Source organism: Streptomyces griseorubiginosus (genome assembly GCF_001514195.1).
Classification (GTDB): Bacteria; Actinomycetota; Actinomycetes; order Streptomycetales; family Streptomycetaceae; genus Streptomyces; species Streptomyces griseorubiginosus.
Genome location: NZ_KQ948736.1, coordinates 1,005,771 through 1,017,850, shown reverse-complemented (window position 1 = coordinate 1,017,850; position 12,080 = coordinate 1,005,771). Strand labels below are relative to the sequence as shown.

11 protein-coding genes and 1 pseudogene are annotated in these 12,080 nt (G+C 71.1%); 7 read left to right on the top strand and 5 right to left on the bottom strand.

The genetic code is table 11. The features are described from left to right. Positions 1-25 precede the first annotated feature (25 nt). Entirely contained in the window at positions 26-1,036 is a 1,011-nt protein-coding gene (locus tag AQJ54_RS17130; RefSeq protein ID WP_062238259.1) for a substrate-binding domain-containing protein, read from the bottom strand. A gap of 245 nt (positions 1,037-1,281) precedes the next feature. Here AQJ54_RS17130 and AQJ54_RS17125 point away from each other — a divergent pair, with 245 nt between their 5' ends. Then, positions 1,282-2,013: a Type 1 glutamine amidotransferase-like domain-containing protein gene (locus AQJ54_RS17125; RefSeq protein ID WP_062238257.1), complete on the top strand. Its 732-nt coding sequence runs from the start codon at positions 1,282-1,284 to the stop codon at positions 2,011-2,013. A gap of 495 nt (positions 2,014-2,508) precedes the next feature. Here AQJ54_RS17125 and AQJ54_RS17120 read toward each other — a convergent pair whose 3' ends face one another. After that, a complete protein-coding gene (locus tag AQJ54_RS17120) occupies positions 2,509-3,066 on the bottom strand; it encodes a DUF6114 domain-containing protein (RefSeq protein WP_062238255.1) in 558 nt (185 codons plus the stop codon). Then, entirely contained in the window at positions 3,066-3,728 is a 663-nt protein-coding gene (locus AQJ54_RS17115) for a DUF6230 family protein (RefSeq protein ID WP_062021876.1), read from the bottom strand. The genes AQJ54_RS17120 and AQJ54_RS17115 overlap by 1 nt, the downstream gene beginning before the upstream one ends. Positions 3,729-4,398: 670 nt before the next feature. On the opposite strand from AQJ54_RS17115, the gene AQJ54_RS17110 reads away from it, so the two are divergent. Beyond that, a complete protein-coding gene (locus AQJ54_RS17110) occupies positions 4,399-5,058 on the top strand; it encodes a hypothetical protein (protein WP_062021874.1) in 660 nt (219 codons plus the stop codon). Positions 5,059-5,076: 18 nt separating this feature from the next. Here the strand turns inward: AQJ54_RS17110 and AQJ54_RS17105 are convergent, their stop codons facing one another. Continuing rightward, the gene (locus AQJ54_RS17105; protein WP_062238695.1) at positions 5,077-6,018 is read right to left on the bottom strand and encodes a lytic polysaccharide monooxygenase; all 942 of its coding nucleotides are present in this window, start codon (positions 6,016-6,018) and stop codon (positions 5,077-5,079) included. Positions 6,019-6,505: 487 nt separating this feature from the next. Here AQJ54_RS17105 and AQJ54_RS17100 point away from each other — a divergent pair, with 487 nt between their 5' ends. After that, entirely contained in the window at positions 6,506-8,290 is a 1,785-nt protein-coding gene (locus AQJ54_RS17100; protein ID WP_062238253.1) for a S8 family peptidase, read from the top strand. Between the two features lie 94 nt (positions 8,291-8,384). Here AQJ54_RS17100 and AQJ54_RS17095 read toward each other — a convergent pair whose 3' ends face one another. Beyond that, positions 8,385-9,047, bottom strand: a complete 663-nt coding sequence (locus tag AQJ54_RS17095; protein WP_062238251.1) for a ScbR family autoregulator-binding transcription factor — start codon at positions 9,045-9,047, stop codon at positions 8,385-8,387. Between the two features lie 158 nt (positions 9,048-9,205). Here AQJ54_RS17095 and AQJ54_RS47585 point away from each other — a divergent pair. The 4 genes and pseudogenes from AQJ54_RS47585 to AQJ54_RS17080 form a co-directional block, all read left to right on the top strand. Beyond that, positions 9,206-9,616: pseudogene (locus AQJ54_RS47585) on the top strand (AfsA-related hotdog domain-containing protein); the annotation flags it as partial. Positions 9,617-9,716: 100 nt separating this feature from the next. After that, a complete protein-coding gene (locus AQJ54_RS47580; RefSeq protein WP_346265461.1) occupies positions 9,717-10,133 on the top strand; it encodes an AfsA-related hotdog domain-containing protein in 417 nt (138 codons plus the stop codon). A gap of 70 nt (positions 10,134-10,203) precedes the next feature. Next, a complete protein-coding gene (locus AQJ54_RS17085; RefSeq protein ID WP_062021865.1) occupies positions 10,204-10,851 on the top strand; it encodes a ScbR family autoregulator-binding transcription factor in 648 nt (215 codons plus the stop codon). 20 nt (positions 10,852-10,871) lie between these two features. Beyond that, entirely contained in the window at positions 10,872-12,023 is a 1,152-nt protein-coding gene (locus tag AQJ54_RS17080) for a damage-control phosphatase ARMT1 family protein (RefSeq protein ID WP_062238249.1), read from the top strand. The last annotated feature ends 57 nt before the right edge of the window (positions 12,024-12,080 follow it).

Below are 12,080 nucleotides of genomic sequence, written 5' to 3'. Positions count from 1 at the left end.
GGGGAGGGGTTTCCCGAGGTAGGGGTCAACGGGTGCCGGCGGCGGCGAACTTCGCGACGGCTGCGACATTCGTCCGGGTGACGAAGGCGGGCCCGGTGAGCACGGGGGCCACGCCGCCCCCGCTGATGTTGCCGTTGTGCCGGTACAACCACAGCGAGTCCACCGCGAGGTAGCCCTGGAGGTACGGCTGCTGGTCGACCGCGAACTGTACGTTCCCGGCGCGGATCGCCTTGACCAGGTCGTTGTTGAGGTCGAAGGTGGCGACGTGGGCCCTGCTGCCCGCCGCCTTCACCGAACCCACCGCGTCCAGCGCGAACTGCGCGCCCAGGGTGACGACTTCGTCGATCCCGGGCTCCTGCCGCAGCTTCGCGGTGAGCACCGCGTCCACCGCGTCGGCGTCGGTGCCCTCCACGTAGAGGTTCTCGGTCTCGCCGCCGAACGTCTTCTTCACGCCGGCGCAGCGCGCCTCCAGGGCGACGTTGCCCCGCTCGTGGATGACGCACAGCGCGTGCTTGACCCCCAGGCCGTTCAGCTTGTTCCCCACGGCCGCGCCGGCGACGCTCTCGTCCTGGCCGAAGTACTCGAGCAGGCCCTGCGACTTCCAGGCGTCGATACCGGAGTTGAGACCGACCACCGGGATGCCCGCCGCGAGGGCGGCGGCCACCGGTGCCTTCATGGCGGCCGGCTTGGCCAGGGTCACCGCGATGCCGTCGACGCGGTCGCCGATCGCGTCCCGCACCAGCTGGGCCTGGCCCGCCGGGTCGGAGTCGTTGGCGTAGGTCAGCTCGACACCGTCCTTCGCGGCGGCGGTGGCGGCTCCCTTGCGCACGAGCTCCCAGAAGGCGTCGTCCTTGCCGGCGTGGGTGAGCAGGGCGATCTTCATCCGTGCGGTGCCCGCGCCGTCCGTGCCCGCGGCGAGCCCCGTGTCGCCGGAGCCGGAGCCGGAGCAGCCGGTGAGCAGCAGGACGACGACGCAGGCCACGGCGGCGGCGGACAGGAATCCGGAGCGGGCCCGAGGTGGGGGAGGAGGGTTCATGGGTGCGGCACCTCGCTGTGCGGCCGAGCAGGCGGAACGCGAAAGGACGGCCGGAACGCGGGCGCGTCGACCGTTTGAACTTTCACTGGCCAGGAGCCAACCGCGTGTGACCGCCGGTAGTCAAGTGATCAGCCCCTTGTAGTGACTTCTCGGTTCCGCATCGTAATGATCTTTCCGACGGAGGGCAGTGAAGGGCGGCGGAGGGTGACGGCGGCGGGCGGGTGCCGCTGGCTAGGATCACGTGAATGGCCACAGAACCGACGATCGTCGCGACCTCCGGAGGTCACCGCGCCGGTGGCCGCACCATGGTGTCCTTCCACGCGCTGGTGCACCACGCGGTCGACCTGTCGGGCGTCCACGGGCGCAGACCGCGCGTGATGTACGTCGGTACGGCCATCGGGGACGCCGAGCACTTCACGTCCCGGATGCACGAGGCGGCCCGGGTGGCCGGCTTCGACCTCACCCCGCTCCATCTCTTCCCCATGCCCAACCTGGACGACGTCGAGGGCACCGTCCTGGAGCAGGACGTGGTGTGGGTGATGGGCGGCTCCGCGGCGAACCTGCTCGCCGTGTGGCGGGTCCACGGCCTCGACCGGATCATGCGCCGGGCATGGGAGTCCGGCGTGGTGCTGAGCGGTGTCAGCGCGGGCTCCCTGTGCTGGTTCCAGGGCGGCACCACCGACTCGTACGGCCCCGAACTCCGCCCGCTAACCGACGGGTTGGGCCTTCTGCCGTACGGCAACGGGGTGCACTACGACAGCGACCCCGGCCGCCGCCCCCTGGTCCACCGGCTCGTGGCGGACGGCACTTTGCCCGAGACCCACTGCACGGACGACGGCGTGGGCCTCGTCTACCGCGGCACCGAACTCGTCGAGGCCGTCACGGAGATCCCCGGCAAGTCCGCCTGGACCGTCACCCGCGACGGCACCAGCACCCGAGAGGAACGCGTCGAGCCACGCAGGCTGCCCGGGGTGTGAGGGGCGGCGTCCGCGCGGTGCGGGGTGGTGGGGGTGGTGCGGGGTGGTCTCTGCGCGGTGCGGTGCGGTGCGGTGCGGGGGAGGGTGCGGGGGTGACTGCGGGCTGCCGGGTGGTTCGTCGGGTGCGGCGCCGGGGGGAGACGCGTGCAACCGCGCAGGCTGCCCGGTGGGTGAGGCGGTCGGTGTCTGCGCGGTGTGGTTCGGGAAGGGAGCGGGGGTGACTTCGCGGGTCCGCGTCGGCGGGGTCCGCGAGACGACCAGGATGCGCCGAGGCCACGGCGCCCACGGCGCCCACGGCGCCCACGGCGCCCACGGCGCCCACGGCGAACGCGGCACCCGAGGTGAACGCGGCGCCCCGGGCCAAAGCGGCGCCCAGGGCGAACGCGGCGAACCGCGCAGGCTGCCCGGTGTAGCGGGTGGTGCCTGCGCGGTTCGGTCCCGGGAGGGGGTGCGGATCCGGCGGTCCGCGGGGGTGGGGCTAACGCTGGGTTCGGGTCACTGCGCGGTCTGCGGGGTGCCCGTGGCCATCGGGGCCGTGCCTGCGCCCTCGCCGGGCCGGTCGGTGTCGTACGACGGTCCGTCCTGCGCCGTCCGCTGCCCCTGCTTGCGCCGGTCGCGGCGGCTCACCCGCTGGTCCTGCTCGGGCAGCCAGCCGAAGGTGAGGACGCTGCCCACGACCCCCAGCAGGAGGCCGACCATGAAGCCGCCCAGGTTCGAGGTGAGCCAGGTGCCCATGGAGCACAGGACGCCGACGATCGAGTAGAACAGCCGCTGCCCCGGGCTGAAGAGGATCAGCAGACCCACCAGGAGCATCAGGGTCGGCAGGAGATAGCCCGCCACCCCCTGCATCCCGACATGCATGACGACCTTGATCGAGGCCTTCATGGTGAGCAGGATCCAGGCCCCGCCGAGGGTGAGCCACAGCCCACCCCAGAAGGGGCGTCCGTACACCCAGCGGGTGAACGCGTCCTGTTCGACGGCAGGTTGTCCTCCGTCGACGGGCCGGCCGCCGTCCACCGGCTCCTGGCCGTCCAGCGGCCCCTGGCTCTCCATCAGCAACCCGAGCTGCTGAAGCTCATCTTGAGGCCGGGCAGCTTGAAGACACCCGCCGTGGTGGCGTAGTTGGTCTGCCGCAGGTTGGCGATGTAGACCGTGTCGGCCTGCTGGCTGAAGACGCCGAGCGGACCCTTGACGCCCGCCTTGGTGAGGGTGCTGGCGTCGTTGCCGATCTCGATGTTGTTGAAGGAGGCGTCACCGGACAGTTCGGTGGAGTCCGTGGTGAGGTCGGTCGCCTCGACCTTCTTGGTGCCCTGGCCCGCCTTGATGAGCAGGTTGGTGCCACCGAGGTCGACGCTCTGGCACAGCTTGGTGAGGGTCGCGTTCTTGATGGCGGAGGTCATCACGAGGACCTGCCCACCGGTGTCACCGGCGTTCGGGCTGTTGTCCGCCATGTTGTCGAGGCCGCCGAACTGCTCGAACCCGGTGCCGTTGAGCTCGGTCGCGGTGACCGTGAACGGCATGCCGGAGATGGCGAACTGGACTCCGAGCGCACCCTCGGCGGTCATGATGGCGAGACCCGCCGTGATCGCGACGGCCGGCACCGCCATGATCGCGGCCCGGCGGCCCCGGACCCGTCCGCGTCTCGCGGAGCCGTCGGGGACTTGTGGTGAACCGCTTTCGGGGGTCTCGAAGGTGTTGCCGACGGACGAGGCCATGTGCTGCTCCCAGGGACTTAGTCAACGCAAGTGGGGCTCACGTGCGGATGTGCGGCTTCAGTGGCTCGGTGTCCTGGCGCGGACATCGGCTGCGGTGCACGCCCCTTCACACCTCCCGGCGGCTGCAAGGGCTTTCCGGTGCGTACTCCGCAGTAACGCCACGGAAGTTACCGGCGGTTACGCTCATGGGTCAAGCAAGTTGTGAGTAAAGGGTGTTGATTATGTGCCATCCGTGATCCACAACGGCCCGACATGCAGAAAAAAGCGCGAATTGAAGATCAACTGCCTTACAACGCCTTGACGTTGACGGATGATCAGGTCTACAACTCTCCTGGCTTCCCCCGGATCCGTGGCGCCGGATCCAAGCCTTCGGGCGGTACCTGTCCGCTTTCCCGGACCATCTGTCCCTCACGGGCTCTGTACCGCCCGAGTTCGACCCTCCACCGGCACCCGTGCGACCGCTTTCCCCCCTGGGGTCGCATCGGGCCGGCCACCTCCCGCCCGGCCCGACCGGAGCCCTCCCCCATAGGGCCTCGGCCGGTCACCGGCCGGCTGCCGTTGCCGGTCCGTCACGTACGGAGAAGGCGTGACGGGTCGGCAACGGCGGACGCCGCCATGCGTCCGCGCTCCCCCCTCACCCACCCTCACCTCATGAAAGAGGCAATCCCGCATGCGTATGCGTTCTCTGGTCTCCCTCACCGCCGCTGCCGCCGCCCTCGCGCTCCCCGTGGCCGTGGCCGCCTCCGCCCCCGCCGCCGCGGACGACGTCGCGGTCCTCACCACCGGCACCGTCGGCGGCCCCAGCGTCGCCGAGGGCTCGACCATCACGGCGTCCCTGGCGAGCGGCACCTCCGCGACCCTCTACTCCACCGCGACCGGCACCAGCGGCATCACCTGTGGCACCTCCACGTTCACCGCCACGGTGGGCAGCAACCCGACCGCGCCGGGCACCGCCGTCGAGTCCCTGACCGGGCAGACCTTCGGCAACTGCACCTCGAACGTGATCGGCGTCCTCGGTGTCACCAGCATCACGGTGAACAACCTGGCCTACACCACCGACGTCTCCTCCGGCGGCGCCGTCTCCGTGACCCCGACCAGCGGTCCCATCCAGACCACCGTCGTGCTGCGCACCCTGCTCGGCAGCGTCAGCTGCGTCTACCAGGCTGCGGCCGGTCTCTCCGGCACCGCAGACAACAGCGACAACAGCATCAAGTTCTCCAACCAGCAGTTCACCCGCACCTCCGGTTCCTCGCTGTGCCCCGCCAACGGCTTCTGGACCGCGAAGTACAGCCCGGTGACGGCGGGCGGCGAAGCGGTCTACGTCAACTGAACTCCGTGATCCGGTAGTTCAGCGCCGACGCAGGCGAAGTACCAGGGCGGCGCCACCGGTGAGTACCAACACCCCGGCGGCGCCGCCCGCCAGCATGGGCGCGGACGGCTTGGAGTCGGCGGCCACCGGCGTGGAGTCGGGGGCCGCCGCGGCCGCGGACCCGGCGACGGAGGGAGCCGGCGTGGCGGGCACCGCGGGAGCCGACGCCGTCGGACTCCGCGCGGGCTCCTTCTTCGCCGCCTCCTTCGCGGCCTCCTTCTCCGTGGCCTTCGAGGGCGACGGGGACGCGGCGGCGCCCGACCCGCCGGCCTGTTTCCCGGCCGCCGCCGCGAACACCACGTCCGAGCACGAGTAGTACGTGTCCGCCGTACTGCTGTTCTGCCAGATCGTGTACAGCACCTGCCGGCCCGTGCGGTCCTTCGGCAGCGTCATCCGGATCCGGTACGCCCCGTTCGTCAGCGCCGGGTCCTTCACCTCGGCGAACGGCTGCTCCGGCAGATCGGACCACCTCAACGGCTTCGACGGGTCGTAGCCCGGCTCGGTGAGGTACATCCGGAAGGTGCCGGTGTGCGGGATCGTCGAGACGTACTTCATGGTCAGCGTCGCACCGGGGGACAGCCGGGTCGCCGGCCAGTCGGAGCGGGCCAGGTCGAGGCCCTTGTAGGCGGGCAGTCCGCCGCTGCACAGCTTGCCGTCCGGGATCGTCTGCCGGTCCCGGCCGTTCACGTTCGCGACCCGCAGGTTGTCCCACGCCGTGAAGGGCGAGCCGTTCGCCGCGACGGCCGCCCGGCACGCGGCGGTGCCGGTGGAGGCGCCGTCGGGGGAGCAGGCGAAGACCCGGCTCACCGGATCCGTGGGAGCGCCGTGCGCCTGCGCGGGCGCCGCCGCGAACACGGTCAGCAGGAAGGGAGTCAGGGCGGCGACCGCCGCACTCGTACGACGGGCTGTGGTCCAGGGCATCCGGGCCATCCGGAACGCCTCCTCGGGCGGCGCGGGAAAGACGGGCTTCCGTGCAGTACGCGGCGCGGGCCCCGCACGTTCACCGACGCACCGGAACGTTCGCCGGCGACCTGTTGATCCGCGTACCGGAGCGTTCGTCGGCGACCTGTTGGCCGGCGTACCGGAATTCGCCTGCGACCTGTTGACCGCCGCCACCCCTCCGTCTGCGGGCAGACGCGGTCAAAGCGGCCTTCATCGGTCAACCGGCCATCGGGAAGGGGGTGTTCCCGGCCGCATCAAGGGTTTCCCCTGTATCCGCATGACCAGCTCTTTGCCTATCGTTCGACCACAGCTGACCCACAGGTAACCCCGAACAGGTCACGCACGCACCCCCATCTCTGCCCGGCCGGCCACCGCGCTCATGGCATCACCCCACGCCGCTTCGACGCCGAAGCGAACTGACTGCCGCTCCGCGCTGCCCGGAGCACGGCCACGAAAGGCAAGATCCTTGCGTACCTCCCCCTCCCTCCGGCGGAAGCTGATATCCGCCGCCGCCGTCTCCGCGGCCCTGCTCTCCGTCGGCACCGCCTCCGTCGCCGTCGCCCAGGACGCCCCCGCCGAGGCTGCCGCCGTCCCGGCCGCACTCACCGAGGCCGCTCCCGGCGTCCAGGCCGAGCGCCTGATCGTGGGCTACAAGTCCGGTGCCGCCGAGGCCACCTCGAACAAGGCCGCCGAGGCCGACGCCGCCGCCAAGGACGCCGACTTCCAGCGCAGACTCGGCACCGGGGCGGCCCTGGTCGACCTGGGCGCGAACCCCAGCACGGCCGAAGTCGCCGACGCCGTGGCCGAGTTCAAGGCGGACCCGCAGGTCGCCTACGTCGTGCCGGACCGCCTGAACAAGCCGCAGGCCGACCCGAACGACACCGAGTACGCCAAGCAGTGGGACCTGTTCGAGACCACGGCGGGCATGAACGTGCCGGGCGCCTGGACCACCTCCACCGGCACCGGCGTCACCGTCGCCGTCATCGACACCGGTTACGTCACCCACAGCGACCTCGCCGCGAACATCGTCGCCGGCTACGACTTCATCTCCGACACCGCGGTCTCCGTCGACGGCAACGGCCGCGACAGCAACCCGGCCGACCCGGGCGACTACTACGCGGCCAACGAGTGCGGCGCGGGCATCCCGGCCTCCACCTCCTCCTGGCACGGCACGCACGTCGCCGGCACCATCGCCGCGGTCACCAACAACAGCAAGGGTGTCGCGGGCATCGCGTACGGCGCGAAGATCTCCCCGCTGCGCGTCCTCGGCAAGTGCGGCGGCTACGACTCCGACATCATCGACGCCATCACCTGGGCGTCCGGCGGCTCCGTCTCCGGCGTGCCCGCCAACACCAACGTCGCCAAGGTCATCAACATGAGCCTCGGCGGCGACGGCGCCTGCACCTCGGCGACCCAGACCGCCATCAACAACGCCGTCAGCCGCGGCACGACCGTCGTCGTGGCCGCCGGCAACGACAACGAGAACGTCTCCGGGCACTCGCCCGGCAACTGCAACAACATCATCTCGGTCGCCGCCACCAACCGCTCCGGCGCCAAGGCCTCCTACTCCAACTACGGGTCCCTGGTGGACATCTCGGCCCCCGGTGGCCAGACCAGCACCGGCACCGCCAACGGCATCCTGTCCACCCTCAACTCCGGTGCCTCGACGCCCGCTTCGGAGTCGTACGCCTACTACCAGGGCACCAGCATGGCCACCCCGCACATCGCGGGCCTGGTCGCCCTGGTGAAGTCGGCGAACCCCGCGCTGACCCCGGCGCAGATCGAGACCGCGATCAAGAACAACGCCCGTCCGCTGCCCGGCGCCTGCTCCGGCGGCTGCGGAGCGGGTCTCGCGGACGCGGCGAAGACCGTCGCGGCCGTGAGCGGCGGCGGTACGACGACGGGCACGACCTTCTCCAGCAGCACCGCCGTCGCCATCCCGGACAACGGATCGGCGATCGAGTCCCCCATCACGGTCAGCGGCCGCAGCGGCAACGCCCCCTCCACCCTCCAGGTCGGCATCGACATCACCCACACCTACCGCGGTGACCTGGTGATCGGTCTCGTCGCCCCGGACGGCACGGTGTACAGCCTGAAGGCGGCCAGCTCCTCGGACTCCGCCGACGACGTCAGGACCACCTACACGGTGAACGCCTCCTCCGAGACCGCCAACGGCACCTGGAAGCTGCGCGTCCAGGACACGGCCGCGCAGGACACGGGCACGCTCAACAGTTGGAAGCTGACCTTCTGAGCCTCCCGCCTCCGAAGGGACGGGTCGGCCGGTGCGCGCGCAGCACCGGCCGACCCGTCCCGTTCGTGTCGTACCCGGCGGCGCGTCCCGCACCTCACGCCTCGGCGCCTACCAGTTCACCGCTCTCCGCCGACGCCAGCACCCGCGTCCCCCGGTCCGGCCGGCTGTCAAGGCCGCTCAGCAGTCCCGGTACCGCGATGCTCGGCAGCAGATGGGCCCACAGGACCGAGATGCGGTGCCCCAGATCCTCCCGGCCGTGCAGCGCCCGGGACATCAGCTGCACCCCGGAGAACGCCCCCACCAGCAGATCGGCCGTGTCCCGCAGCTGCACCGTCGGCAGCAACTCGCCCTGGTCCCGGGCGTCTTGCAGCATCTCCACCACGCGGTCGCTCCACTGCCTGAACGGCCCCGAGTGATCGACCCCGGGTGGCGCGCACTGGTCCAGCGTCAGCCGCACGCTCCCCTTCAGCAGGGCGTTGCTCCGCAGCCGGTGCCCGAAGACGAACGTCATGTCGACGATCTCCTGGAGCTTGCACGGATGCGGCGGCACGTCCCCCAGCGACAACTGCTCATCCAGCACCGCCTGGGCGAGGGACTCCTTGGAGGGGAAGTGGAAGTACAGGGCGCCTTTGGTGACTTCGGCCCGCTCCAGCACCATCGCGATGGTGGTCGCCGCGTAACCGTGCTCGTCGAAGACGGCGCCCGCCGCCTCCACGATCGTCCTGCGTGTCCTGACGGCGCGCTCCTGTCTCGCCACAAGTACCCCTCCCATGAGCCGAGTCGGGTCTCTTCCGGTCTCGATCAGGTCACATTGAAAACAGACCGGAATCCCTCGTACTCTATCGCTCATCGGCACGGGCACCTCGCCGTCCGTCACCGCTCCGTGGAACCGCTTCGGGGGAACGAGGGGGAGTCATGCCAGAGTCGCGGCAGTTCGCGGAACTCCCGTCCGAGGCCAGGCCCCTGACGGCAACCGTCCCCCGTGAACTCGTGCACCGCGTGTCCGTCGCGGAGACCCTTCTCACCGGCTGGACCAGGACGGGACCCGACCGCTTCACCCTCACCGCCCGGTGGCCGCGTGCCCACCGGTTACACGTGTCGGCAGATCGCTCGGCCCATGAGCCGCTCCTGGTGGCAGCAACGCTCCGCCAGTGCGGGGCACGGCTCGCCCGTGCCGCCTATACGGTCCTGATCGGTCATCAGTTCGTTCTTCGGGAGCTGCGGGTCGACACCCGTCCCGAGCATCTGGCGGTCGGTGCCGCCCCCGCCGAGCCCGTCGTCGACATCACCGTCGACGCGGTCCGCCGCCCCGCGGGCCGCCCCGCCGGACTGCGCTACGGCGCCGTCGTGCGCCTCGGCCCGGAATGCGTCGGAACCGGTCGCATCGCCGTGAGCTGGACGAACGAGGCCGTCTACCGCCGGATGCGTGGGGGACGCACGGCCGACGCGGGGGCTCTGCGGCCGCCCCGGCCGCCTCCGGAACCGTTACCGGCCGGCGCGGTGGGGCGGGCCCTGCGCGCCGAACGTGCTCCTGTCGCCCACCGGTCGTCCCGACCGCCGGCGACTCAGAGTCGATACCGCGCACCCCGTTTTCTTCGCCCACCCGCTGGACCACGTCCCCGGCATGCTCCTCCTGGCGGCCGCCCGCCAGGCCGCACGGGCGCACGGCGGTCCGGACGGCCCGGTGCCCGCCTCCTTCCATGCCGCGTTTCACCAGTTCACCGAAGTCGACGGACCGGTCTGGATCGAGGTGAGCGGTGCGGGCGGCGCCGACGTACAAGTCGTAGCAGGGCAAGGGGAGTCGGTGGCCTTCGAATGCCGGGTGGGCGCCGCCGCGGGGTGAGTTATCGTGTACGGAGAGTTAGAAACAAACGGCATGCCCCGTTCTTTTCCTTCCCAGGAGTGTGCAGTCGATGCCGAGGCAGTTACGCGCTGAACAGACCCGAGCGACGATCATCACCGCCGCCGCCGATCTGTTCGACCGTCGTGGCTATGAGTCGACCAGTCTCAGCGACATCGTCGAGCACGCCCAAGTCACCAAGGGCGCGCTGTACTTCCACTTCGCGGCCAAGGACGACCTCGCCCACGCGATCATGGAGATACAGTCCCGGACCTCACGGCAGGTGGCCGGAGACATCGAGGCCCGCGGCTGCACCTCGCTGGAGGCGCTGGTCCGGATCACCTTCCAGATAGCGCGGTTGTCCGTCGAGGGACCCGTGCTGCGGGCCGGACTCCGGCTCGCCACCGGCGGGGTCGAGGTGCGGGAGCCCCTGCGGCATCCGTTCACGGAGTGGCTGGACCTCGCGACCGCCAAACTCCTCGGCGCGGTCAAGGAGTCCGACCTGCACCCGGACACCGACGTGGACGCGATGGCGCACTCACTGGTGTGCTTCTTCGTCGGCACCCGCGTGGTGGGACGGCACCTGGAGCCGGTGGGACGGCAGCCGCGGCGGCTCGCCCAGATGTGGCACGTCATGATCCGGGGCCTGGTGCCGGTGCCCCGCCGGGCCAGGTATCTGACCCTGGTGAGTCAGCTGGAGCAGGAGTCGAGGGCCGGCTGAGAGGTGGTTACAGTCGGCGTATGTCTCCCAGCGCCGCCGTCGTCCTCGCCAGTGAACCCGGCTCCTTCCCCCACAGCGTGCTCGCCGAGCGGCACCCCGCGATCATCGCGCAGGTGCGGGAGGCCTTCCCCTACGGCCCCGAGCAGCACCGCGCCCTCGACGCGCTGCTCGAGAACTGCACCAAGGGTGTGATCGAGCCCCTCCCCGGCGGGGCGTGGGCCGAGTGGGGGATCGGCACCTACGCCGGGCAGTCCTGGTTCGACGTGCCCTGGCTGTGGTCGGAGAGCTACTTCTACCGCCGTCTCCTCGACGCCGTGGGCTACTTCGCGCCCGGCCCCTGGCAGGGCATCGACCCCTTCCGGCCCTCCAAGCTCACCGAACTCGACTCCCCGGAGACGGACCAGGAACTGGCCGCGCTGGACGAACTCGCCTCCCGGCCCGCCGAGGAGCGGGGCGCCGCCCTGCTGCACGGGTCGCTCTGGGGCAACCGCGCCGACCTGGGGTTCCGGCTCTCCGACGGCGAGGCCGAGGGCCGGGACGCCGTACCCGATCTGGTCGCCGACGACAGCGAGCGGCTGTGGGCGCTGCTCGACGGCACCGGCACGCTCTGCCTCATCGCCGACAACGCCGGCCGCGAGCTCGTCCCCGACCTGCTCCTCCTCGCCCACCTTCTCGAACACCGGCGGATCGAACGGGCCGTCCTGCACGTGAAGCCGTACCCCTACTACGTCTCCGACGCGACCACCGCCGACGTCGTCGACGCCCTGCGCCGGCTGGTACGGGCGCCGGGGGAGGCGGGGCGGTACGGACGGCTGCTGTGGGACGCCATGACGGACGGACGGCTCGTGGTCCGTGCGCACCCGTTCTCGTGCGCCCCGCTGCCCTACGCGGACATGCCCGACGACCTGCGTACGGAGATCGGCCGGGCCTCGCTGACCGTCCTCAAGGGCGACCTCAACTACCGGCGCCTGGTGGGGGACCGCTGGTGGCCGCCGACCACGTCCTTCGCCGAGGCGACCGACCGCTTCCCGGGACCGGTCGCCGCGCTGCGCACCCTCAAGTCCGATGTGGTCACCGGGCTCGACGCCCGCACCGAGGCCGCTCTGGTCGCGGCGGAGGGGCAGCGCTGGCGGACCGGCGGCACCCGTGCGCTCATCCAGGTCCGGCCCTGAGGAGCGTTATGCTGCCGACCTGTACCGGTGGGCTGCCGTACGTCCCGCCGACGGGCA